Here is a 23,865-nt window from a genome sequence, read left to right as displayed (position 1 = left end):
TATAGCGGCGTTCGGCCCGGTCGCAACCGGACCGGCGATCTGCTAGGCAGGGACAGCAATTCGGGTGGAGGATTCCATGAAGGTCGAAGGTCTGGCGGCGGTGGTCACCGGGGCGGGGTCGGGCATGGGGGCGGAGACCGCCCGCGCCCTGGCCGCGGCGGGCGCGAAGGTGGCGCTGCTCGACCTCAACCGCGACGCGGCGGCGGCGGTGGCGGCCGAGATCGGCGGCCTCGCCATCGGCTGCGATGTCGGCGACGGCGAATCGGTCGCGGCGGCGCTGGACCAGGCCCGCGCGGCGCACGGCACAGCGCGGATCGCGGTGGCCTGCGCCGGCATCGCCCCGGGCGCCCGGCTGCTGGGCCGCGACGGGCCGCACGACCCCGCCCTGTTCGAAAAGGTGATCCGGGTCAACCTGCTCGGCACCTTCCACCTGCTGCGCCTGTCGGCGGCGGCGATGGCGGCGGAGGAGCCGCTGCCGGAGGCGGCCAGCGCCTCGGGCGAGCGCGGCCTGATCATCGCCACCGCCTCGGTCGCGGCCTATGAGGGCCAGGTCGGCCAGGTCGCCTATTCCGCCTCCAAGGGCGGGGTGGTCGGGCTGACCCTGCCGGCGGCGCGCGAGCTGGCCAAGAGCGGCATCCGGGTGATGACCGTGGCGCCGGGGCTGATCGGCACGCCGATGATCGCGGCGATGCCGCAGCAGGTGCAGGACAGCCTGGTCGCCACCACGCTGTTCCCGCACCGCCTGGGCCGGCCGGACGAGTTCGCCCAGCTGGTGCTGCACATCGCCGCCAACGAGATGCTGAACGGGTCGGTCATCCGCCTCGACGGCGCCGTCCGCCTGGCGCCGCGATGAGCCCGGCTGACGACGACATCCCGGCCTTCGGCGCCCCGCCGTCGATCGAGGACCTGATCGTGCTGGCGGAGGAGGGCTTCGAGCGGGTCCCGGCGCGGCTGCGCGCCATGGTCCGCGGCGTCGCCATCCAGGTCGTCGACTTCCCGGACGATGACACGCTGGACGAGATGGAGATCGAAAGCCCGTACGACCTGCTCGGCCTCTACACCGGCACGCCGTTCGGGCAGAAGACCCTGGCGGTGGCGACGCGGCCGGACATGATCTTCCTCTACCGCCGCCCGATCCTCGACTATTGGTGCGACACCGGCGAGGACCTCGGCCATGTCGTCCGCCACGTGCTGATCCACGAGATCGGCCACCATTTCGGCTTCTCCGACGCCGACATGGAGGCGCTGGAGCAGGAAGCGGACGAGGGCGAGGCCGAGGAGCGATAGGACGTAGGTTGGGTTCGCGTCGGCGAACCCAACATCGCCGAGCCGGAGCCAGTGTGGGTTCGCAAGAGCGAACCCAACCTACACGGCTCACCCCTCCAAGAGGTGTCCCAGCGCGCGTAGCGGCCGCAGGCGGTCGCAGATGATCTTGGTGATGGCCAGCATCGGCACCGCCAGGATGGCGCCGGGCACGCCCCACATCCAGTACCAGAAGATCAGGGCCAGGATCACCGCCACCGGGTTGATGGTGAAGCGCCGGGCCAGCACCATCGGCGTGAACCATTCGCCCTCGGCGACATGGATGGCGAGGTACAGCGCCGCCGGCAGCACCGCCAGCCAGGCCGGCCCTTCGGCGATCAGCCCGACCGCCAGGAACAGCAGCACGCCGAACAGCGGCCCCAGGATCGGCACGAAGTTCAGGCAGAAGGCGACCACGCCCCACAGCACCGGCGCCGGCACGCCGCAGGCCCACAACACCAGCGCGGTGGCGGCGCCGACCAGGGCGTTGATCACGGTCACGGTCAGCAGATAGGCCGACAGGTCGCGCTCGATCTGCTGCGAGATCGACACCGCCTCCCGCTTTTCCAGGAAGTTCGGCAGGATCTCGACGAAGCGGCGCAGGAAGGTTTCGCCGAACACCAGAAGGTAGAACAGGATCAGCAGCGTCTCGAACAGATGCGAGGCGATGGTGCTGGTGCCGGCGAAGATCGTGCTGACGATGGCGGTCGGGTTCTCCAGCAGCGACCCGGCATTGCCGAACCGCACGCCCATCTGCTCCAGCCGCTGCTGCAGGTCGTGCAGCGGGTCGGCCAGGAAGGCGAATTTCGCCTGGATCGCCGGCCATTCGGTCGACAGGTTGCCGGCCCAGGTCGCGGCCGGGCTGGTCAGCAGCGTGCCGAGGCCGACGAAGATCAGCAGCAGCAGCAGGATGGCCGCCAGCGCGCCGATCGCCTTCGGCACCCGCACCCGCTCCAGCAGCCGGACCAGCGGCTGCAGCAGCAGCTTCAGCACCAGGGCCAGCACCACCGGCAGCACGATGTCGCGGGCGATCGACAGGCAGGCCAGCACCGCCAGCAGGCACAGGATGCCGAGGAAGACGGTCTTCGGGTCGTCCGGCAGCGGCATTTCCGGCAGGTGGCCGTTGCCATTGCCGTTGTGGTGCTCGGAGCCCTTGGGCTCGGACGGGGCGGCGAGGTCAATGCTCATCGGGCGATCCTGCGGCGAAACCGGCGGCGGCGATACTGGCTAGCCCGCCAGGGCCGCCGCGGCCCTAACCCGCAGCACCGGCAGAAGTTCGTCATCGAACCATGGGTGGCGCTTCAGCCAGCCGGTGTTGCGCCAGCTGGGATGCGGCAGCGGCAGGAATTCCGGCAGGTAATCGCGCCAGGCGGCCACGGTCCCGGTCATGGTCGGCTGCCGGCGGGCGCCGAGGTAGAAGGCCTGGGCCTGGGCGCCGATCAGCAGCGTCAGCCGGATGCCGGGCATCAGCGGTCGCAGCCGGGGATGCCAGGTCTCGGCGCAGATCTTCGGCGCCGGATAGTCGCCGCCCTTGGGATCGGTGCCCGGGAAGCACAGCCCCATCGACACCAGCGCCACCCGGCTGTCGTCGTAGAAGGTGTCGCCGTCGAAGCCCAGCCAGTGCCGCAGCCGGTCGCCGCTGGCGTCGGTCCAGGACCGGCCGCTGGCATGCACCCGCGCGCCCGGCGCCTGGCCGACCACCAGCAGCCGCGCGGTCGCGCTGGCATGCAGCACCGGGTGCGGCTCGTGCGGCAGCGTGCCGGCGCAGATCCGGCAGGCCCGCGCCGCCGCCAGCACCGCGTCCATGCCCTGCAATCCCGTTTCCATCATGGTTGCGGTCTACCCCGCCCGGCCGGCGGCGCCAAGCGGCTGCGGCGTCAGGTCCCGATCCCGCCGGCCGGCGGTGTCCGATAATGGCGTTGCCTTCCGAATGATGATCATCGTCTTTATAGGATCGGGGCGGGATTTGCCGGGGTGTGACAGCAGATGCGGCTGACCAGGGAGCAGGCGGCACGGAACCGCGAGGCGATCGTCGAGACGGCGGCGCGGGTGTTCCGCGCCCGCGGCATCGACGGCGTCGGGCTGGCCGATCTGATGAAGGAGGCCGGCTTCACCCATGGCGGCTTCTACAACCATTTCGAATCGAAGGAGGCGCTGGCGGCCGAGGCGTGCGGTGCCGCCTTCGCCCGCGCGGTCGGCGGCCTGCGGGCGGTGCTTGAGGCGGCGGGGCCGGAGGCCGGGCGGCTTCTGGCCGATACCCTGCAGGGCTACCTGTCGCCGGCGCATCGCGACGCCGGCGACGGCGGCTGCCCCACCGCGGCGATGGTGTCGGATGCGGCGCGCCAGGGCGAACCGGTCCAGGCCGCCTTCGCCGACGGCATCGAGGGCTACCTGGCGCTGCTGGCCGGGACCTTCGCCGCCGGCAGCCCGGATGCGGCCGTGAGGACCGCGGCACGGGAGCGCGCCGTTTCCGTTCTCAGCGGCATCATCGGCGCCCTGGTCCTGTCGCGGGCGGTGGCCCGGGCAAACCCGGCGCTGTCGGACGAGATCCTGGCGGTCGGCCGGCGGCGCCTGTCCGACTGAGCCTGGGCCGCGGCTCCCTGTCAGGTGCCGATCGGCCCGCCATCGGCCTTGCGGATCACGATCACCGCCGGCCGCGGCGGCACGCCGTCACGGAAATCCGGCCAGCGCGTGGTCACCGCGTCCAGCGTTTCGGAATCCTCGCCGGGGTGCTGCACCGACAGGAACAGCGTCCGCCCGTCCGGAGTGAAGCAGGGGCCGCTGCATTCCGAACCGCGCGGCGGCGAATAGAACAGCTTCGGCAGGGCGCGGCCCGGCCCGTCGGTGTCGAGGACATAGAGCGCGTCGTTGAAGCCGGCATCCGGCGGCCCGTCGGTGCAGACATACATCCGGCCGTCCGGGTCGAAGGCGATGTTGTCGGGGTCGGTGAACCAGCCATCGGCCGAGGTGGCGGGGTGATACCGCGCCCGGGCCTCGGGCTTCGCCGGATCGCCGCACAGGATGAAGATGTCCCAGCCATAGCGGGCGGCGGCATGGTCGATCCGGCCGTCTGCAGCCGGGGGCGTCAGCTCCAGCAGATGGCCCTCGGGGTTCGGCGCCCGGGGGTTGGCGGCGTTCACCTGGTCCGGCGCGATATCCTCGTTCTCGGTCAGGGCGACATAAAGGCGGCCGGTGACCGGGTTGACCGAGAAGCCCTCCGGCGCATCCATTGGGGTCGCGCCGACCAGGTCGGCGGCGAGCCGCGTCTTGATCGCGAGATCGCCCGGGTTGGCGAAGCCGTTCTCGGCGGTCAGCTTGCCCTCGCCCTGCACCAGCGGCAGCCAGTCCAGGGTCAGGTCGGCATTGAACCGGGCGACATGCAGCGTGCCCTCGTCCAGCAGGTCGCGGTTGGCGGCGCGGTCCTGCGGGTTCCAGGGCCTGGCGCTGACGAATTTGTAGAGGTAGTCGAAGTCGTGGTCGTCGGCCATGTACACCACCACGCGGCCGTCCGGCGCCACGACGCAGCTGGCATTCTCATGGGTGAAGCGGCCCAGCGCGGTGCGCTTCACCGGCTGCGCCTCGGGGTCGTAGGGGTCGATCTCCACCACCCAGTCGAAGCGGTGCGCCTCGTTCGGCTCGCGCTCGTAGTGGAACCGGTCGTGGAAGCGGCCCCAGCCATAGCCGTCCTCCTCCTTGTCGGCGCCGTAGCGGGCCAGCAGCGCCGCATGCTCGGTCTTGGCCGGGTCGCCGCCGAACCAGCCGTCGAACCCCTCCTCGCAGGACAGCACGGTGCCCCAGGGCGTCACCCCGCCGTTGCAGTTGTCGAAGGTGCCCAGGACGGTGCGCCCCTCCGGATCCGCCGCGGTGCGCATCAGCGGATGGCCCGCGGCCGGGCCGGAAATCCGCATCGGCGTCGCCGGGCTGATGCGGCGGGCGTAGCGGCTGCCGGCCACCACCTGCCAGCCGGCGCCGTCGTCCTTCACCTCGATCACCGAGCAGCCGATCGCGGCCATGGTGACCGCGACCTGGGCCTCGGTCATCTTCGCCCCGGCATCGTCCTCGGTCAGGCCGGGCCACATCAGCTGCGGGTTGGGATACTCATGGTTGACGAACAGCAGCCCGTGGTCGGAGCGGCCGGAGCCGATCGGCAGCGGCAGGTAGACCAGCAGGTCGTTGTTGGTGCCGAACTGGCGCGCCGCCGCGGCCGCCGTCAGGTTGGCGGGGTCGAATTCCGGTGCGTCGGGCAGCACCTTGTCGCCCCAGCGGATCAGCACCTTGCGGTCGTAGCCGGCGGCGATGCGGTCGTGGTCGTCCATCACCCGCTTCAGCTCGGGGAAGCCGACGCTGGTTTCGGCCGCCGCGGCGCGCTCGCCGGGCAGGGACAGGGCCACCGCGGCGGCCGCGGACCCCAGCAGCAGGCCGCGGCGCGACAGGGTCGCCCGCACCAGGCCGGACAGGGCCGGCGCCTCCACCGCGGCGGTCCGCCGGATGATCCGGCCCTTGTCGGTGGTGGCGTAGCGGTCGGCGGGCAGGCCGGCGAGCCGGCGCCGGGCGCGGAGGCGCTTGGTCATGGCGGGGAGATCCTGGCTGGAGGCGGACGCCGGATCCTCCACGGCGTCGGCGATGGCCGGGTGACGGCGCGATGAAGTTTCGATGACGGTGCGGTGTCGGCCTCAGCGGCCGGGGAACTCGCCCGCCAGCAGCCTCTCCACGAACTTCGGCACCAGCTGCGTCGCCGGGCCGCGGCGGCGGATCGCGAACAGGCCGGAGGCCTGGCCCGGCTCCAGGTTCAGCTCGACCGTCAGGGCGCCGGCGTCCAGCGCCTGGTGGACGAAGGCGGCGGCGGGATAGACGGTGCCCGAGGTGCCGATCGACACGAACAGCCGGCAGGCCGCCAGCGCCGCCTCGATCTTCGCCATCGCCAGCGGCATCTCGCCGAACCACACCACGTCGGGCCGCATCCCGCCGGTGGCGCCGCAGGCGGGGCAGGGGGTGTCGACCGACAGGTCGCCGGCCCAGTCCCGGCCGGCGCCGCAGGCCAGGCAGCGGGCCCGCGCCAGCTGGCCATGCATGTGGATCAGGCCGCGGCTGCCCGCCCGCTCGTGCAAATCGTCGACATTCTGGGTGACCAGCAGCACCGGGCCCGGCCAGTCGCGCTCCAGCCGCACCAGCGCCGCATGCGCCGGGTTGGGCTGGATGGCCGGGTCGGCCAGGGTGCGGCGGCGGGCGTTGTAGAAGCCGTGCACCAGGTCGGGATCGCGGTCGAAGGCATCGGGCGTCGCCACATCCTCCAGCCGCACGCGGGTCCAGACCCCGCCGGTGTCGCGGAAGGTGTCGAGGCCGCTCTCCTTCGAGATGCCGGCCCCGGTCAGGATCACGATGGGATCGCCGGGCTGGATGCGCTGCATGGCGCGATCATGGCGATGGCGGCGCCGGGGCTCAACCGCGATCACGCCCTTGCCATCCCGCCGCGGCCCCCAATCTTTCGGGTATGACCACGACCGCCGCGCTGCCCGTCCCGCTGCCCCTGCCGCCCGACGCCATGGCCGAGCTGGCCGCGGCCAAGGCGGTGCTCGACCAGGACACGCTGACCGCGCGGCTGTCCGCCCTGGCCGGCACGCCGGTCGAGGCGCTGAAGCGCAACCTGCCGGCCCACATCCAGTCCGCACTCGACGGCGCCGTCCGCCGCGCCCTGACGACCGCGCTGAAGGCGGCCCTGCGCAGCGGCCCCGGCCGCGGCGTGCCGCGCGGGCCGGAGGCGTGGCTGCATCGCGGTCTGGCGGCGGCCAGCGGCGCCGCCGGCGGCGCCTTCGGCCTGCCCGGCACGCTGCTGGAACTGCCGGTCTCCACCACCCTGCTGCTGCGTCAGATCGCGGCCGAGGCCGCGGCGGCGGGGGAGGATCCGGCCAGCCCGGAAACGGCGGTCGAATGCCTCAAGGTCTTCGCCTTGGGCCGGCCCGACCCGGCCGACGATGCGGTCGAGACCGGCTATCTCGCCACCCGGATCGCCCTGGCCCGGGTGGTGCCCAACGCCACCGCGGCGGTGATGCCGCGCCTGGTCTCGGCCATCGCCGCGCGGTTCAGCGGCCCGGTGCTACTGAAGCTGTCGGCCCAGGCCGCCCCGGTGCTGGGCGCCGCGGCCGGCGCCACGGTCAACCTCGCCTTCCTCGAGCATTTCCGGCGGCTGGCGCGAGCCCATTTCACGGTGCGGCGGCTGGAGCGCACCCACGGCCTCGCCGCGGTGCGGCTGGCCTATGACAGCCTGGGGCTGCCGCCGCGCCCCACGCCGCCCCCGGCGCTGCCGGACAAGATCGAGCCGGTGTGACGCGGTCGCGGACCAGGCAAGGATAGGCCGTCTGGTTGAGGAGAGAGCCCAGGGTTGGCCGGCGCTCGCACTGGAGCAACCGCCTCGTCACTGTCACGCCGGGCAATGACAAGATTGGGGAGCGTGAATAGCAATTCACATTTGTTATATAATCCACACCTGAAATTCGGTATGTAAATTTATGGATTGCGCGCTTCCCCGCCGTTGATTCAGCCGGCCCGAGGATCCCATGACCACCGCCACCCTCGCCCTTCCGCTGCTCGACCTCGCCCAGCTCGATGCCGGGCCGGCGGCACGCCGCGCCTTCCTCGACCGACTGCGCACCGCGGCCCGCGACGTCGGCTTCTTCTATCTCGGCGGCCATGGCGTGCCCGAATCGCTGGTCGACCAGGTGCGGGCGGAATCGCGCCACTTCTTCGCCCTGCCCGAGGCCGACAAGCTGGCGATCGAGATGGTGAACTCGCCGCATTTCCGCGGCTTCACCCGCGCCGCCTGGGAGCTGACGCGCGGCCAGCCGGACTGGCGCGAGCAGCTTGACATCGGCGCCGAACGGCCGGTGATCCCGCAGGGCCCCGGCGTGCCGGCCTGGCTGCGGCTGCAGGGCCCGAACCAGTGGCCGGCGGCGCAGCCGGAGCTGAAGACCGTGCTGCTGCGCTGGCAGGCCGAGCTGACCCGCATCGCCATCCGCCTGCTCGGCGCCTTCGCCGAGGCGCTGGACCAGCCGGCGGACGCGCTGGAGCCGATCTATGGCGACACCCCGAACCAGCACATCAAGATCATCCGCTACCCCGGCCGCGACGCCACCGGCAGCGACCAGGGCGTCGGCGCCCACAAGGATTCGGGGTTCCTGACCCTGCTGCTGCAGGACCAGCAGCGCGGCCTGCAGGTCGAGGGCGAGGACGGGCGCTGGATCGACGCCGAGCCGGTGCCGGGCACCTTCGTGGTCAATATCGGCGAGCTGTTGGAGCTGGCGACCAACGGCTACCTCCGCGCCACGGTGCACCGGGTGATCACGCCGCCGGCCGGGGCCGACCGGCTGTCGGTCGCCTTCTTCCTCGGCGCCCGGCTGGACGCGACGGTGCCGCTGCTCGACTTGCCGCCGGCCCTCGCGGCCGAGGCGCGGGGCCCGGCCAGCGACCCGCAGAACCCGCTGTTCCACGATGTCGGGCCGAACTACCTGAAGGGCCGCCTGCGCTCGCACCCCGACGTGGCCAAGCGCCACTATGCCGACATCCTGGCCGCCCAAGCCGCGACCACCGCCTGACACGCCGCGCCCCCCAAACTTAGAGAAACCCCATGCTTCGCCTCATGACCGCCCGCCTCGCGCGGGCGGCCGCCGCTGCCGCCTTGCCTGTTCTCCTGGCCGGCGCCGCCCTGGCCCAGGACGCGCCGCTGCGCGTCGCCGCCGACGCCGTGCCCCATGCCGAGATCCTGGCCTTCGTCCAGCAACAGGCGCCCGACCTGAAGCTGGAGATCATCGAGCTCAGCACCGCGGTCAACCCGAACGAGCTGCTGGCGCATGGCGACATCGACGCCAACTACTTCCAGCACGTGCCCTATCTGCGCTCGCAGGAACAGGCGCTGGGCCAGAGCTTCGCGGTGGCCGCCACCGTGCATGTCGAGCCGCTGGGCGTCTATTCCCGCCGGCACGAGAGCTTCGCCGAGGTGCCGGACAGCGGCACGGTGGCGGTGCCGAACAACGTCACCAACCTCAGCCGCGCCCTCTACCTGCTGCAGGACCAGAAGCTGATCACGCTGAAGGACGGCTTCGCCGAGCCCGACAAGCAGCTGGCGACGCCGAACGACATAGCCGGCAACCCCAAGCACCTCAAGGTGCTGGAGGTCGAATCGGCGCTGCTGCCGCGCGCGCTCGACGACGTCGACCTGGCGGTGATCAACGGCAACTACGCGCTCGAGGCCGGGCTGACCCCGGCCAAGGACGCGCTGGGGCTGGAGAAGGCCGAGGGCAACCCCTACGGCAACATCCTGGTGACCACGCCGAAGCTGGCGGACGACCCGCGTATCAAGCGCCTAGCCGCGGTGCTGACCTCGCCCGCGGTGGCGAAGTTCATCCGCGACCGCTACCACGGGTCGGTGATTCCGGTGAATGACTGAAGAGCGGCCCCTCTTTCCAAACGCCATCCCCGCTTTCGCGATGCGAAAGCGGGGATGGCGAAGTGGGGAATCCGCAATCCGCCCTATCTCGGCATCAAATTGCGCAGCTGGTCGGCCCCCGGATTGCTCTTCTGGCCGAGGAAGATGGTGCGGGCCGCGGTGCCGAAGCCGTAATAGGCGTCGTTCCGGCCCTGGTCCTCGCTGATGACGGTGCCGTCCAGCGTGCCGCCGGCGAACAGGCCCTTGTTCTGCGAGAAGGCGTACATGTCGGCGTTGGTGTTGAGGCCGGTGGAGGCCCCGACGCCGGCACCCAGGGTGAACAGCGCCCCCGTCAGGTCGGCGCCGACGGTGAAGTTGCTCTGCTCCACCGCCTTCAGGCCCTTTTCGGTCATGATCGTCAGCACCAGCTGCGACACCTGCCCGCCGATCTGCAGCCCGAAGCTGCCGCCGCCGATGCCGTAGAAGGCCGGATAGCTCCAGTTGCCGTCCGCCAGGCGGACCAGCATCAGGGCATTGCCGCCGCGGCCGCCGAAGATGAAGCCGCCACGCAGCAGCGACGGGGAGATCAGCACCGCCTTGGCGCCGCGGATGTAGCGCGGCATCGCCGACAGCTCCTGCGCCGACAGCAGGTCCTGCAGCGCGCCCCGGCTTTCATCCACCAGCAGCTGGGCGTCGCTCTGGGTCGAGGTGCTCGAGCCGCAGGCGGACAGGGTGCCGGATAGGGCCAACCCGGCCGCCGATGCGCCGGTCAGGCGGAAAAACATGCGGCGGTCGATCATGGAGGCTCCCCTCAGATTCCAGATGAAGAATCATGGCCCAGCACTAAACAATCAATACATCTTTTCTGTTCCGGATGGCAGATTTTGGGTGACGATTCGCCAAGATTTACCCCTTGAGGATGACCGGATCAGGTCGAGCCGGGTCAGCGACAGCGTGTCGACCGCCAGGCGCAGCGCGCGTTCGCCGTCGAGATCGAGCGCCAGCGCCACCGCGGCGCGGATGGTGCCGGCATGGGCGACGGCCACGATGTCGCGGCCGGGATGGGCGGCGCCGAGGCCGCGGATCGCCGGCTGCACCCGGGCCATCACCGCGTCGAAGCTTTCGCCGCCCGGCGGGGCGTGGGCGGCCGGATGCGACCAGAACGGGTCGTGGCGGGGCAGCCCGGCATAGACCTCGCGGCTGGGCCGGCCCTGCCAGTCGCCGAAGCTCTGCTCGATCAGCTCCGGCACCGTGACCGGCACGATCGTCTCCCCCATCGCCCCCAGCAGGGCCGCGGCGGTTTCGGCCGTGCGGCGCAGCGGCGAGTGCAGCCACACCGCGCGGCGCGGCAGCCGGGCGGCCAGGGCTGCGATCGCCGCCGTGTCGCCGGTGTCGGCCGCGAGGTCGAGCCGGCCGTAGAGCAGCTTGTCCGGGTTGACCGCCGGAGCGTGGCGGATCCACCACCAGCGGGTGGTGCTCATGACGCCGCCGCGGCGCACAGCACCGCGACCTCGGCCAGCTGTTGCGCCGCGCCCAGCACGTCGCCGGTGTGGCCGCCGATGCGCCGCCGCGCCAGCCCGGCCAGCGCCCAGGCCGGCAAGGCCGCCAGGACCAGGGCGGCCAGGCCATGGCCCAGCCCGAGCAGCAGCAGGGCGAAGCAGGCGGCGAGGCCGAGGGCGACGGCCAGGGCTTCGGACGGCGCCCGCCCGGCCCCGGCGCCCAGCCCGTCGGTCCGGGCCGGCGGCAGCCAGGCCAGCAGCGCCGGACAGGTCGCCCGCGACACCGCCCCGGCCGCGGCCAGCGCCGCGACGCCGGCCCAGGGCGATGCGATGGCCGCCAGGGCCGCCGCGCGCAGCCCGACCGACAGCACCAGGGCCAGGGTGCCGTAGCTGCCGATCCGGCTGTCGCGCATGATCTCGAGGGTGCGGTCGCGGTCGCGCCCGCCGCCGAAGCCGTCGGCGACATCGGCCAGCCCGTCCTCGTGCAGCGCCCCGGTCAGCAGCGCCTGGGCCGCCAGCGCCAGCAGCGCCGCGACCAGATGGGGGGTGCCAAGTCCCAGCGCCAGCGCCCAGGCCAGCCCGGCGGCGAGGCCGATGCCGGCGCCGACCAGCGGGAACACCCGCATCGACCGCGCCAGCGCATCGGCCGGCGCCGCATCCGGCCAGCGCACCGGCAGCCGGGTCAGGAACCCGGTGGCGACGCGGAGCTCGCGCAGGAGATCGTCCATATCGAGCGGGTTAACCGGTTGTCTCGGGGCGGGCAAGAGCGCTCACCCGAACGATCGTGGCGTGATTGAGAACCGTCGCGTCGCCTCTCCCGACACCCTCCCCGTCATTGCGAGCGCAGCGAAGCAATCCATGCCAGGCGGCGCCATGGATTGCTTCGTCGGCTTCGCCTCCTCGCAATGACGACTGAGGGGTGGAAGAGGCAATGCAAAAGCAGCTCAACCGCCTGTCTCAAACCAAGCGGCGGATCGCCTGCTTCCGCCACACCAGCCGGTAGTAGGCCGCCTGGCCCAGGGCCATCACGCCGAAGGCGATGGGATAGGCGATCCAGATGCCGTTGATGCCGATGCTGTGGCTGAGCCACCACGCCACCGGCACCTCGACGCCGAGGATGGCGAAGAGCGAGATCGCCATCGGCGCCAGCACCGTGCCGCTGGCCCGCATCACCCCGGCCACCACGGCGGCAAGGCCGAACATGATGTAGCTCCACAGCGTGATGTGCAGCAGGGTCTGCGCCAGCTCGATCACCGGGCCGCTGGTCAGGAAGAAGCCCATCAGCGTGCGCGAGAACAGGTAGGCGACCGCCACCAGCCCGCCGGTGACGGCGAGGTTGAGCAGGATGCCGGTGCGGGTGATGGCGCCAAGCCGGTCGACCCGGCCGGCGCCGATCGCCTGGGCGCCGAAGATCGAGGCGGTGATGGCGATCGAGATCGCCGGGAACTGGACGTAGCTGACCACCTGGTTGACCGCGCCATAGGCGGCGGTGGCGTCGGAGCCGAAGCCGTTGACGAAGGACAGCACCGCGACCTCGGCCACCGACACCAGCACCAGCTGAACGCCGGAGGGCAGGCCGATGCGCAGCACGGCCCGCAGGATCTTCGGATCGATCCAGAGATGGCGCAGCAGGGCGGCATCGGGCGCCAGCGCATGGCCGCGGCGGCGCAGATGGACCGCCAGCCAGGCCAGGGCGACCAGGAAGGAGACGATCGCGGCATAGGCGCCGCTGAGCACGCCCATCTGCGGCAGCCCGCCCCAGCCGCGGATCAGCGCCGGCGTCAGCAGCAGCCCGATCCCGGTCTGCAGCAGCAGGACGAACAGCGGCGTGACCGTGTCGCCGACGCCGCGCATCATCGACGTCATCAGGATGAAGACGAACAGCCCCGGCATGGCGATCAGCATGATCCGGGCATAGGCGGTGGAATCGGCCAGGATGTCGGGCGGCGTTCCCACCACGGCCAGCAACGACCGGGTGAAGGCGCCGCCGAACAGGGCGACGGCGAGCCCGGCCAGGATGGTCACCGACAGCGTCGTGCCGGCGATCGCCTTGACCTTCTCCGGGTCCCGGGCGCCCCAGGCCTGGCCGATCAGCACCGAGGCACCGCCGCCGAGGCCGATGATGAAGGAGATGAAGAAGAACAGGATCGGGAAGAAGGCCGAGACCGCGGCCAGCGCCCCGACCCCGATCATCTGGCCGAGATAGATGCCGTTGATGGTGCCGGACAGGGCCTGGAGGATGTTGCTGAGCATCATCGGCCCGAGGAACAGCAGGAACGCCTTCCACAGCACCGGCGCCGGGGCCGCGACGGGCAAGGTCGGGACCGGGCGTTGGATCGCTTCGGACATGATGCTCCCCCTCGTTCAGGCCGGCCGCGACACGGCGAAGGCGGCCGCCGCCAGCCGCCGCGCATGGTCGCGGATGTCGGCGGGCCAGGCCCCGTTCAGCGCGTCGAATCGGTCCCGATCATGCGCGAACAGGGCGCGCGACGCCTCCTCGAAACCGGGCAGGTCGCCGGCCATCGCCGCCATGAAGCGGTAGGCCGCCTCCTGCGCCAGGCGCAGCCGGTCCCGTCCCTCGCCGCCGCGCCGGGCCTCCTCGACCAGGCGGCGCAGCGTCACCGAGGCGCCGCCGGGCTGCTGCGACAGCCAGTCCCAATGCCGCGGCAGCAGCGTGACCTCGCGGGCGACGACGCCGAGCCGGGGGCGGCCGGGGCCGCGCGGCGCGGCCGGCGCCGGGACCTCCGGGACGGCCGGCGCCAGGCGGGCCAGCATCTCGGCCTCGCTGCCGCGCAGGTCGATCTCCACCGGCCGGCTGGTGCCGTCGTCGAACACCAGCACCGGCGCCGCCTCGCCGCCCTCGACGGCGCGCTTCACCGCCAGCGCCACCTCGGCCAGCGGGCCGGAGGCGATGCGGCGCGGCCCGGCGAAGGCGGTGCAGGTCGATGGCTCGGAGTTCGCGGTCATGATGCCTTCCTGGCGACACGGCTGGAGCCGCGCCTTATACCCGGGTGAAATTGGCGCGTCAATTACACCCGGGCAAAATACGCATACCAACTTCGAGAAGCATCGCTCCCCGCCCAGAATTCGGCGATATCCCCCCGATCCTGGGGGGTTGAGGCGACTCCCCCAAATCCGGACACTGTAAGAGTACGCGGCACTGCTGTCCGATGGGCAACGATCCCCCGGAAGCGGCCCTCTTGCGGAGGGGCACGTCGCGGCCAGCAGCATACGGCCCGAGGCGATTTCTCGTCATCGTGGACGCGGCACAGGCGGGCGGAACAGCCCGGCTGGATCAAGAAACAGGCCTGTCGGGCGATGGAACCACATGGTTCATCACCGACAAGCATATCCCGAGCGATGGACGCGGTCCGGCCACCACAGGGGACCATCCTGACCACGATACGATCGAGGGGCCGGTCGACGCACGGCTGAAACTCCGGCCGCTGCACCTGCCTCTCAACGGAGCCGGCCCGCTTCCGGTGACGTCGTCACTTTGGCCCGAATTCGCCTCACGCAATCGACGAGGCCGCCAAGCCAACCAAGCATCGGCGCGGCTGCCCGTTCTCACAGGAGATTCAAGTGGCTAATTTCTATGGCAACAGCGGCAACAACCTGTTTTTCGGAACGTCGTTCGCCGACAACATGTATGGCTATGACGGCAACGATACGCTGTATGGCTTCGACGGCAACGACTTCCTGCAAGGTGGCAACGGCGCCGACTGGCTGGATGGTGGCAATGGCATCGACACCGTCGACTACAACGGTGCGGCCGGCGTGTATGTCGACCTGGCCAGCGGCTACGGCTACTATGGCGAGGCCGCCGGCGACCGGCTGTTCAACATCGAAAACGTCCAGGGCACCGGCGGCTACGGCGACACCCTGTACGGCTCCGCCGTCGCCAACGTTCTCTCCGGCTACGGCGGCAACGACTATCTCTACGGTCGCGACGGCAACGACACGCTCTATGGCATGACCGGCAACGACTTCCTGCAAGGCGGCAACGGCGCCGACTGGCTGGACGGCGGCGACGGCGTCGACACCGTCGACTACAACGGCACGACCGGAGTGTATGTGAACCTGGCCACCGGCTACGGCTACTACGGCGAGGCCGCGGGCGACCGGCTGTTCAATATCGAGAACGTCCAGGGCACCGGCGGCTACGGCGACACCCTGATCGGGTCGGCCGCCGACAACGTCCTGTCCGGCTACGGCGGCGACGACTTCCTGCAGGGTGGGGCCGGGGCGGACACGCTCTATGGCGGGTCCGGCACCGACACCGCCGACTACAACGGCACGACCGGAGTGTATGTGAACCTGGCCACCGGCTACGGCTACTACGGCGAGGCCGCGGGCGACCGGCTCTACGACATCGAGAACGTCCAGGGCACCGGCGGCTACGGCGACTCCCTGATCGGGTCGGCCGCCAACAACGTCCTGTCCGGATATGGCGGCGACGACTTCCTGCAGGGTGGGGCCGGGGCGGACACGCTCTATGGCGGGTCCGGCATCGACACCGCCGACTACAACGGCACGGCCGGGGTCTATATCGACCTGGCCAGCGGCTACGGCTATTACGGCGAGGCTGCGGGCGACCGGCTCTACGACATCGAGAACGTCCAGGGCACCGGCGGCTATGCCGACTACCTTTACGGGTCGGCCGTCGCCAACGTCCTCTCCGGCTATGGCGGCAACGACTATCTCTACGGCCGCGACGGCAACGACACGCTCAACGGCATGGACGGCAACGACTTCCTCCAGGGCGGCAACGGGGCGGACACGCTGAACGGCGGCACCGGCATCGACACCATCGACTACAACGGCGCCGCCGGGGTCTATGTCAACCTAGCCACCGGCCAAGGCTTCTACGGCGAGGCCGCGGGCGACGTCATCAGCGGGGTCGAGAACGTCCAGGGCACCACCGGCTACGGCGACACCCTGATCGGATCGGCCGACGCCAATGTCCTGTCCGGCTACGGCGGCGCCGATGGCCTCTACGGCGGCGACGGCAACGACACGCTCAACGGCATGGACGGCGACGACTTCCTGCAGGGCGGCAACGGGGCGGACACGCTGAATGGCGGGGCCGGCATCGACACCATCGACTACAACGGCGCCGCCGGCGTCTCCGTCAACCTGACCACCGGCGTCGGCGTCGGCGGCGAGGCCCAGGGCGATGTCATCTCGGGCGTCGAGAACGTCCAGGGCACCTCCGGCTACAACGACGTCCTGATCGGGTCGGCCGATGCCAACATCCTCTCCGGCTATGGCGGCGGCGACACCCTCGACGGCCAGGCCGGCAACGACACGCTCAATGGCATGGACGGCAACGATATCCTGCGCGGTGGCGTCGGGGCGGACCACATCGACGGCGGCGCCGGCATCGACACCGCGATGTACAGCGAGAGCGCCAGCGCCGTCCTCATCAACCTGGCCGCCGGCACCGCCGCCGGTGGCAATGCCACGGGCGACGTGCTGGTCTCGGTCGAGAACCTCTACGGCAGCAGCTTCAACGATGCGCTGCTCGGCGACGGCGGCGCGAACACCCTGGTCGGCAACGCCGGCAACGACGTGCTGGCAGGGCTCGGCGGCCAGGACATCCTGGCGGGCGGCGCCGGGGCGGACCGCTTCGTCTACGGCAGCGTCGGCCAGAGCCTGGTAGCCAGCGCCGACCGGATCACTGACTTCTCCCATGCCCAGGGTGACCGGATCGACCTGGTCGGGATCGACGCCAACACCACGGTCGCCGGCGACCAGGCCTTCAACTTCATCGGCGCCGGTGCCTTCACCCACCATGCCGGCGAGTTGCATGCGACCGTGTCCGGCGGCTTCACCGTCGTCAGTGGGGACGTCAATGGAGACGCGGTGGCCGACTTCGCCATCGTCCTGACCGGCGCCATGGCGCTGGTCGCGGCGGACTTCATGCTCTAGCCGTTCGCTCCTCAGTACAGCAAATAATCCCAAGGGTCTTCTTGGAATGCTCAATCCAAAGCAGAACTCAGGGCAGAATATCCAAATCAATCCTTGCCGCCACTGAAAGACCACAAACTTCACTATAATAACTCATGCTCGTCCGCTGCGCTTAAGGCAGCGGACGAGCCTTACATATTCATATATGGCTGAATCATTATGTTGAATGAAGGCATTCTCGATGATTTGATCGGCCGGGCTTATGATGCCGCAGTCGGCCATGGCGACTGGGAGGCCGTTCTCGACCTCCTCTCGCAAGTCCTCGATGGCCGGAGAATGGCGGTTCATCGGTTCTGTCCAGCGCAACACCTCTTCCGCACAGCCTCGGCCGAAGCCGGCCCCCGGGACGACCGACGGTCCGGACCGTCGGCATGGCCGAAACTGCCGGCCTGGTCGGTCTTCATCGATGGCGTGCCGATGCCGGAGACGGCTGGCGCCTGGATGGATTTCCACACTGATTTCCTGAAGCCGCAGGGCCTGCACAGCAGCCTGTGCCTGGTCAGGGCCGACCGGCAGGAGCCCGCCGTCGCCGTCGCGATCTGGCGGCCGCGCCAGGGATTCGGCTGGGGCGAGGAGCAGGCGCGCTTCCTGCGCTATGTCGCCCCGCATCTCGGCCGGGCGCTCGACATCGAGCGGCGTCTCGCCGCCGCGGAGGCGCAGCGCGTGGCCGCCAGCCTGTCGCAGGCGGCGGCGACCCTGACCCGCCGGGAGAAGGACTGCCTGGCCTTGGTGGCCCGCGGCGCCTCGAACAAGGAGGCCGCCCGCCGGCTGGGCCTGTCGGTCTACACGGTCGAGGACCACGTCAAATCCCTGATCCGCAAGCTGCAGGCCTCCAGCCGGACCGAGGCCGTGGCCACCGCGCTGGGCCTCGGCCTGCTCGCCGGCTAGGAGCCGTCGCCGTCCGTGACCCGGCTGGCCAGCAATTCGCCCGAGCGTTCGAGCACGGGATAGGCGGCGGCGGACACGATGTGGCCGTTGACCCGCTTCATGTCGCGCAGCAGGTCGAGATGCATCGCGCTGGTCTCCGCCGTGTCGCGCCGGCCGGTGCGCAGCCGCTCGAAATGCGACTGGGTCGCCGCCGCCTCGAGGTCGCGGAACGTCACCTTCTCCTCGACCAGCATCCGCGCCGCGCGGCGGTCGTCGGTCATGAACAGCGAGGCGGCGGTGCGCAAATTGGTGGCCAGGCGGTCCATCATCGACAGCAGTTCGGCCTCGCCCTCCTTGGAGAATTCGAGGCCCCGCTTCAGCCGCTTGGCCGCATGCGGCAGCAGGTTGCCCTCCACCACGTCGCCCGCCTGCTCCATGTTCATGGCGAAGTGCAGGATCTCGCCCAGCCGGCGGTGGTCGGCCGGGCTGAGCGCATCGGGGTCGAGCGAGGTGAGGTAGCCCTTGATCGCGGTGTTGAGATGGTCGAGCACGTCGTCCATCCGCTTGGTCTCGGCGATCACCTTGCGGTCGCCCTTCTGCAGCGCGTCGCGGGCGCCGTGCAGCATCGCCTCCAGCACGTCGGCCAGGCGCATCGCCTCGCGCGCGGCACCCCCCAAGGCGACGATCGGCGTCTCCCGCGCGGCGGCGTCGAGATACAGCGGCCGCGACGGGTCAGAGGGGTCGACGCGCCGCGGCAGCAGGCGCTGCAGCAGCTTCGCGTAGGGCGTCAGCAGCGGGAAGAACACCACCGCCAGAGCCAGGTTGAACAGGGTGTGGAAATCGGCCACGGCGCGGGCGTTGTCGGGCTCGATCCGGACCATCAGCTCGCCGAGCGGCCCCAGCGCCGCCAGCGCCAGCAGCACGCCGAGCGTGCGGTTGAGCAGGTTGCCGATCGGCAGCCGCTTGGCCGCCGGGTCCTCGCTGGACACGCCCTCGATCACCGGGTTGATCGCGGTGCCGAGATTGGCGCCCAGCACCAGGGCGAAGGCGGCCTCGGGCGGCACCACGCCGTTGGCGGCCAGCGACATGATCAGCAGCACCACGGCGACGCTGGAATGCGCCGCCCAGGTGAAGGCGGCGGCCAGCAGCACGTCCAGCACCGGCGTGGTCGAGACCGCGCCGAGCAGCATGCGCAGGCTGGGCGCGTCCTCATAGGGCGTCATCAGCGCCAGCAGCTGGTGCAGCGCCAGCAGCATCAGGCCGAGGCCGATGAAGACCCGGCCGAGATCATGCGACTGGGTGGAGGAATCGCGGCGGAACAGCAGGAAGCCGATCAGGATCAGGGCCGGCGAGGCCGCGGCGACGTCGAAGGACAGCACCTGGACGATCAGCGTGGTGCCGACATTGGCGCCGAGCATCACCGCCAGCGCCGGTACCAGGTCGACCAGCCCGCCGGCGGCGAAGCCGGAGACCATCAGCCCGGTCGCCGTGCTGCTCTGCAGCACCGCAGTCACGCCGATGCCGGCGAAGAAGGCACGAAACCGGTTCTTGAGCGCGGTGCCGAGGATGGCGCGCAGCTTCGGGCCGAAGGTGCGCTGGATTCCCGTCTGCACCATGTGCGTGCCCCACAGCAGCAGGGCGATGGACCCGGCGAGATCGATCAAGGTGACGGGAAAGCTCATTCTCGGGACGGTCCTTCACGGTCGGGCATGATGATGGGTCGCCACCTCCCGCGTCTTGACCTAGGCTTCGGTCGGGCCTGCCGAACGAGTCGATCGTTCCCGATTTACCCGGGGGGATCAAGGCCCGCCTGGAATTCGGGGTCAGGGGGGACAGTGGCGGGCAAATCCAAGGCGATCCGCATCCAGCAAGGGGCCCTGCCCTACCGCTTCCGGCCGGACGGATCGCTCGAGATCCTGCTCGTCACCTCGCGCCAGACGCGGCGCTGGATCATCCCCAAGGGCTGGCCGATCAAGGGGCTGAAGCCGGCCAAGTCCGCCGCCCGCGAGGCCTATGAGGAGGCCGGGGTGCGCGGCGCCGTGGCCGCCAAGTCGATCGGCAGCTTCGTCTACGACAAATGGCTGGAGGACGGGGTCAGCGTGCCCTGCGAGGTCCGCGTCTTCCCGCTGCAGGTCGAACGGCAGCACAAGAGCTGGCCCGAGCGCGACCAGCGCGAGACGCGCTGGCTGGACCCGGACGCGGCGCTGGCGCTGCTGGACGACCCCGGGCTGCGCGACGTGGTCGCCACCTTCGCCGCCCGACTGGCGGCGCGGAAGGCGGCGGAATAGGCGCGTCGCATCTTCCCTCCCTCGTCATTGCAAGCGCAGCGAAGCAATCCATGCCAGGCGGGTCCATGGATTGCTTCGTCGGCTTCGCCTCCCCCGCAATGACGGAAAGGGAGCACCGCCCATCCCGCCCCGCATCGGTTTTGACGCCACGGCGCTTTGGTGGCAGGGTCCGCGCTCCCGCAACCGGAAGCCCGCCATGTCCCAGCTTCAGCCGCCCGACACGCTCGACGAAATGCGCGCTTTGCTGCGCCATCTGCCCGGCCCCGACCTGGAGGCGGGCACCGCAGTGCGCGAGCGCGACCGGCAGCTGACCAAGCCGCCGGGGTCGCTCGGCCGGCTGGAGGACCTGACCGAATGGATGGCGGTATGGCAGGGCAAGGCCCCGCCGCAGCTGCGCCGGCCGCGGGTGGCGGTGTTCGCCGGCAACCACGGCGTCGCCGTGGCCCAGGGCGTGTCGGCCTATCCGGTCGCGGTCACCGCCCAGATGGTGCAGAACTTCGTCGCCGGCGGCGCCGCGGTGAACCAGCTGTGCCAGGTCGCGGACAGCGACCTCCGGGTCTATGAGCTGGACCTCGACCGCCCGACCGCCGACTTCACCATCGCCCCGGCGATGACCGAGGCCGACTGCGCCCGCGCCATGGCCTACGGCATGATGGCGGTGGAGCCGGGGCTGGACCTGCTGTGCCTGGGCGAGATGGGGATCGGCAACACCACCTCCGGCGCCGCCCTGGCCACCGCGCTGTTCGGCGGCGACCCGGCCGATTGGGTCGGGCCCGGCACCGGGGTCGACGCCGCGGGAGTCAGGCGCAAGGCCGAGGTGGTGGCCCAGGGCCTGGCCGTCCATCGCGCGGCGCTGACCGACCCGTTCGAGATCCTGCGTCATTTCGGCGGGCTGGAGCTGGCGGCGATCGTCGGCGCGGTGCTGGCGGCGCGGATGGCGCGGATCCCGGTGCTGCTGGACGGCTACACCTGCACCGCCGCCGCGGCGGTGCTGTGGGCGGCCGACCGCCATGCGCTCGACCATTGCCAGATCGCCCATGTCTCGGCCGAGCCGGGGCATCGCCGGCTGCTGGACAAGCTGGGCCGCACCGCGCTGCTGGACCTCGGCATGCGGCTGGGCGAGGGCTCCGGCGCCGCCCTGGCGATCGGCCTGGTTCGCGGCGCCCTGGCCTGCCACGAGGGCATGGCCACCTTCGCCCAGGCCGGGGTGAGCAACAAGGACTGATCCCTTGAGCCCTCCGATCCCGAAGGACCCGGCCTTCCGGGCTCGCATCCAGGCCAGCTTCGACAAGCAGGGGCTGATGCGCACCCTCGGCGCATCGATCCTGCGCATCGAGCCAGGAGCGGTCGGGATCGCGCTGCCGGCGAGCCCCGCCGTGTCGCAGCAGCATGGCTTCGTCCATGCCGGCGCGGTGGCGGCCATCGCGGACACCGCCGCGGGCTATGCCGCGCTGACCCTGATGCCGCCGGGGGCCGGGGTGCTGACCACCGAGTTCAAGATCAACCTGGTGGCGCCCGCGGCCGGCGAGCGCATCCTGGCCCGCGGCCGCGTCATCAAGGCCGGGCGCACCCTGACCCTGGCGCAGGCGGAGGTCTTCGCCGAGACCGCGGGGCAGGAGAAGCTGGTCGCCTTCCTGACCGCCACCCTGATGGCGATCGAAGGCCGCGACGGGATGGCGGATTAGCCCCGCATGGACTCAGGCGCGCCGGGGCCGGTAAGCTGCCGGCAGCGCGAACCAGGCGGGGGCCTCTCTTGAGCAGCGACCGCGTGACCCGCAGGCTGGTCGCCATCCTGGCGATCGACATGGTCGGCTATTCCCGCCATGTCGGGGCCGACGAGGCCGGCACCATCGCCCGCCAGAGGGCCCATCGCCGCGACCTGATCGACCCGGTGCTGCAAGCCTATGGCGGCCGCATCGTCAAGACCACCGGCGACGGGCTGCTGGTCGAGTTCGGCAGCGTGGTCGACGCGCTGGACAGCGCCGTGCGGATCCAGCGCGCGGTCCTGGAGGCCGAGGCCGGGCTGCCCGCCGAGCGCCGCATCCAGTACCGCGCCGGCATCAATCTCGGCGACATCGTGATCGACGGCGACGACATCCTGGGCGACGGCGTCAACATCGCCGCCCGGCTGGAGGGCATGGCCGAGCCCGGCGGCATCTCGATCACCGCCAGCGTGTTCGACCAGGTCATCGGCAAGCTCGACCTCGCCTTCGACGACCTCGGCCAGCAGCAGCTGAAGAACATCCGCAAACCGGTGCGGGTGTACCGCGTCCGGCTGGAGGCGGCGGACGATGCCGGAAGCGGCGCATCCGGCGGCGCCGCGGCCGCCGCCAAGCCGTCGATCGCGGTGCTGCCGTTCCAGGACATGAGCGCCGACCGCGACCAGGAGTACTTCGCCGACGGCATCGCCGAGGACATCATCACCGGCCTGTCGAAGCACAACGGCTTCTTGGTCATCGCCCGCAACTCGTCCTTCACCTACAAGGGCCGGCCGGTCGATGTGAAGCAGGTGGCCGCCGAGCTGGGCGTCCGCTACGTGCTGGAGGGCAGCGTGCGCAAGGGCGGCAGCCGGGTGCGCATCACCGGCCAGCTGATCGACGCCGCCACCGGCGCCCATGTCTGGGCCGAGCGCTACGACCGCGAGATCCACGACCTGTTCGCGGTGCAGGACGAGATCACCGACAGCATCGTCGGCGTGGTGGCGCCGGAGCTGATCGGCGCCGAGATGCAGCGCGCCCGGCGGCAGGACCCCGCCAGCATGGACGCCTGGGACTGCGTGATGCGCGCCGGCTGGCACGCCTGGCGCCTGACCGCGGCGGACGGCGCCCAGGCCCGCACCTTCGCCGCCCAGGCCATCGCGCTGGATCCCGGCATCGCCCGGGCCCGGGTGGTGCACGCCATGTGCGACGTGTGGGACGTGCTGTTCGGGCGCAGCGCCGACCCCGCCCGGTCGCTGGGCGACGCCGATGCGATGGCGCGCCAAGCGGTCGACCTGGACCCACGCGACGCCGAGGCCCAGACCGTGCTGGGCATGGTCGCCCTGTTCCTGCGCCGCTTCGACGAATCGCAGCGGCGGCTGGAGACGGCGCTGGCGCTGAACCCCAACCTGGCCTTCGCCCATATGCTGGGCGGCGGCTACTACGCCCTGGCGGGCGACAGCGAGACGGCCCGGCATACGCTGCAGACCGCGCTGCGGCTGAGTCCGCGCGACCCGGCCAACCACTGGGTCCACGCCTTCCTCGGCCTCGCCGCCTTCGCCGCGGGCGATGACGACGGCGCGGCGGAATGGGCGCGCCAGGCGATCCACCTGTACCCGGCCTTCCCGGTGGCCCACCGGCTGCTGGCGGCCAGCCTGTCGGCGCTGGGCCAGGCCGACAAGGCCAAGGCAGCGCTGGCCGGGCTGCTGGCGGTGGCGCCCGGCGCCACCATCGCCAACACCCGCGCCGGCGTGCCGTGGAAGCAGCCCGAGGTGATGGAGCGCTACCTCGACACCCTGCGCCGCGCGGGGCTGCCGGACTAG

General features: G+C 71.1%; 22 protein-coding genes. 12 read left to right on the top strand and 10 right to left on the bottom strand.

The features are described 5' to 3' along the window. Window positions 1-76: 76 nt before the first annotated feature. Together E9232_RS29935 and E9232_RS29930 are read left to right on the top strand one after the other, a co-directional pair. On the top strand, window positions 77-853 hold the full coding sequence (locus tag E9232_RS29935) for an SDR family NAD(P)-dependent oxidoreductase (protein ID WP_309800488.1): 777 nt from the start codon (window positions 77-79) through the stop codon (window positions 851-853). Further along, a complete protein-coding gene (locus E9232_RS29930) occupies window positions 850-1,287 on the top strand; it encodes a metallopeptidase family protein (RefSeq protein WP_309800486.1) in 438 nt (145 codons plus the stop codon). The genes E9232_RS29935 and E9232_RS29930 overlap by 4 nt, the downstream gene beginning before the upstream one ends. A gap of 87 nt (window positions 1,288-1,374) precedes the next feature. Here the strand turns inward: E9232_RS29930 and E9232_RS29925 are convergent, their stop codons facing one another. Beyond that, complete coding sequence (locus E9232_RS29925) at window positions 1,375-2,490, bottom strand: AI-2E family transporter (RefSeq protein ID WP_309800485.1); 1,116 nt, start codon at window positions 2,488-2,490, stop codon at window positions 1,375-1,377. Window positions 2,491-2,529: 39 nt separating this feature from the next. Continuing rightward, window positions 2,530-3,108: a uracil-DNA glycosylase family protein gene (locus E9232_RS29920; RefSeq protein WP_309800483.1), complete on the bottom strand. Its 579-nt coding sequence runs from the start codon at window positions 3,106-3,108 to the stop codon at window positions 2,530-2,532. A 180-nt stretch (window positions 3,109-3,288) separates the two neighbouring features. Here E9232_RS29920 and E9232_RS29915 point away from each other — a divergent pair, with 180 nt between their 5' ends. Then, a complete protein-coding gene (locus E9232_RS29915) occupies window positions 3,289-3,885 on the top strand; it encodes a TetR/AcrR family transcriptional regulator (RefSeq protein WP_309800481.1) in 597 nt (198 codons plus the stop codon). A gap of 20 nt (window positions 3,886-3,905) precedes the next feature. On the opposite strand, the gene E9232_RS29910 is transcribed toward E9232_RS29915, so the two are convergent. Together E9232_RS29910 and E9232_RS29905 are read right to left on the bottom strand one after the other, a co-directional pair. Next, window positions 3,906-5,873, bottom strand: a complete 1,968-nt coding sequence (locus E9232_RS29910) for a PhoX family protein (protein ID WP_309800479.1) — start codon at window positions 5,871-5,873, stop codon at window positions 3,906-3,908. A 102-nt stretch (window positions 5,874-5,975) separates the two neighbouring features. Continuing rightward, the gene (locus tag E9232_RS29905; protein WP_309800477.1) at window positions 5,976-6,710 is read right to left on the bottom strand and encodes an NAD-dependent deacylase; all 735 of its coding nucleotides are present in this window, start codon (window positions 6,708-6,710) and stop codon (window positions 5,976-5,978) included. A gap of 83 nt (window positions 6,711-6,793) precedes the next feature. On the opposite strand from E9232_RS29905, the gene E9232_RS29900 reads away from it, so the two are divergent. The 3 genes from E9232_RS29900 to E9232_RS29890 all read left to right on the top strand — a co-directional run bounded on the left by E9232_RS29900 (window position 6,794) and on the right by E9232_RS29890 (window position 9,742). Next, window positions 6,794-7,627: an EcsC family protein gene (locus E9232_RS29900; protein ID WP_309800475.1), complete on the top strand. Its 834-nt coding sequence runs from the start codon at window positions 6,794-6,796 to the stop codon at window positions 7,625-7,627. Window positions 7,628-7,856: 229 nt separating this feature from the next. Beyond that, window positions 7,857-8,891 carry an isopenicillin N synthase family dioxygenase gene (locus tag E9232_RS29895; RefSeq protein WP_309800474.1) on the top strand — a complete coding sequence of 345 codons (1,035 nt, stop codon included), beginning with the start codon at window positions 7,857-7,859 and terminating at the stop codon, window positions 8,889-8,891. Window positions 8,892-8,923: 32 nt separating this feature from the next. Further along, window positions 8,924-9,742, top strand: coding sequence for a MetQ/NlpA family ABC transporter substrate-binding protein (locus E9232_RS29890; protein WP_309800472.1), 819 nt, complete (start codon window positions 8,924-8,926; stop codon window positions 9,740-9,742). 83 nt (window positions 9,743-9,825) lie between these two features. Here the strand turns inward: E9232_RS29890 and E9232_RS29885 are convergent, their stop codons facing one another. The 5 genes from E9232_RS29885 to E9232_RS29865 form a co-directional block, all read right to left on the bottom strand. After that, window positions 9,826-10,521, bottom strand: coding sequence for a lipid-binding SYLF domain-containing protein (locus E9232_RS29885; RefSeq protein ID WP_309800470.1), 696 nt, complete (start codon window positions 10,519-10,521; stop codon window positions 9,826-9,828). Window positions 10,522-10,572: 51 nt separating this feature from the next. Next, the gene (locus tag E9232_RS29880) at window positions 10,573-11,202 is read right to left on the bottom strand and encodes a histidine phosphatase family protein (protein WP_309800468.1); all 630 of its coding nucleotides are present in this window, start codon (window positions 11,200-11,202) and stop codon (window positions 10,573-10,575) included. Then, window positions 11,199-11,948, bottom strand: a complete 750-nt coding sequence (gene cobS, locus E9232_RS29875) for an adenosylcobinamide-GDP ribazoletransferase (RefSeq protein WP_309800466.1) — start codon at window positions 11,946-11,948, stop codon at window positions 11,199-11,201. Before cobS ends, E9232_RS29880 begins: the two co-directional genes overlap by 4 nt. Before the next feature lie 229 nt (window positions 11,949-12,177). Further along, complete coding sequence (locus tag E9232_RS29870; protein ID WP_309800464.1) at window positions 12,178-13,569, bottom strand: MATE family efflux transporter; 1,392 nt, start codon at window positions 13,567-13,569, stop codon at window positions 12,178-12,180. A gap of 15 nt (window positions 13,570-13,584) precedes the next feature. Continuing rightward, window positions 13,585-14,187 carry a DUF2239 family protein gene (locus E9232_RS29865; protein ID WP_309800462.1) on the bottom strand — a complete coding sequence of 201 codons (603 nt, stop codon included), beginning with the start codon at window positions 14,185-14,187 and terminating at the stop codon, window positions 13,585-13,587. 615 nt (window positions 14,188-14,802) lie between these two features. Here E9232_RS29865 and E9232_RS29860 point away from each other — a divergent pair. Together E9232_RS29860 and E9232_RS29855 are read left to right on the top strand one after the other, a co-directional pair. Beyond that, complete coding sequence (locus E9232_RS29860) at window positions 14,803-17,151, top strand: calcium-binding protein (protein WP_309800461.1); 2,349 nt, start codon at window positions 14,803-14,805, stop codon at window positions 17,149-17,151. 480 nt (window positions 17,152-17,631) lie between these two features. Further along, entirely contained in the window at window positions 17,632-18,078 is a 447-nt protein-coding gene (locus tag E9232_RS29855; RefSeq protein ID WP_309800457.1) for a response regulator transcription factor, read from the top strand. On the opposite strand, the gene E9232_RS29850 is transcribed toward E9232_RS29855, so the two are convergent. Next, complete coding sequence (locus E9232_RS29850; protein WP_309800454.1) at window positions 18,075-19,739, bottom strand: Na/Pi cotransporter family protein; 1,665 nt, start codon at window positions 19,737-19,739, stop codon at window positions 18,075-18,077. The genes E9232_RS29855 and E9232_RS29850 overlap by 4 nt on opposite strands. Before the next feature lie 153 nt (window positions 19,740-19,892). On the opposite strand from E9232_RS29850, the gene E9232_RS29845 reads away from it, so the two are divergent. From E9232_RS29845 to E9232_RS29830, 4 genes are all read left to right on the top strand, one after another. Then, window positions 19,893-20,345 (top strand): NUDIX hydrolase, encoded by a 453-nt coding sequence (locus E9232_RS29845; protein ID WP_309800452.1) that lies wholly within the window; start codon window positions 19,893-19,895, stop codon window positions 20,343-20,345. Window positions 20,346-20,541: 196 nt separating this feature from the next. Beyond that, the gene (gene cobT, locus E9232_RS29840) at window positions 20,542-21,570 is read left to right on the top strand and encodes a nicotinate-nucleotide--dimethylbenzimidazole phosphoribosyltransferase (RefSeq protein ID WP_309800450.1); all 1,029 of its coding nucleotides are present in this window, start codon (window positions 20,542-20,544) and stop codon (window positions 21,568-21,570) included. 4 nt (window positions 21,571-21,574) lie between these two features. Then, a complete protein-coding gene (locus tag E9232_RS29835) occupies window positions 21,575-22,030 on the top strand; it encodes a PaaI family thioesterase (protein ID WP_309800448.1) in 456 nt (151 codons plus the stop codon). A 68-nt stretch (window positions 22,031-22,098) separates the two neighbouring features. Beyond that, on the top strand, window positions 22,099-23,865 hold the full coding sequence (locus E9232_RS29830) for a tetratricopeptide repeat protein (protein WP_309800446.1): 1,767 nt from the start codon (window positions 22,099-22,101) through the stop codon (window positions 23,863-23,865).

It is taken from the genome of Inquilinus ginsengisoli (assembly GCF_031453975.1).
Taxonomy (GTDB): Bacteria; Pseudomonadota; Alphaproteobacteria; order DSM-16000; family Inquilinaceae; genus Inquilinus; species Inquilinus ginsengisoli_A.
This window is presented reverse-complemented; position numbering and strand designations above follow the sequence as displayed.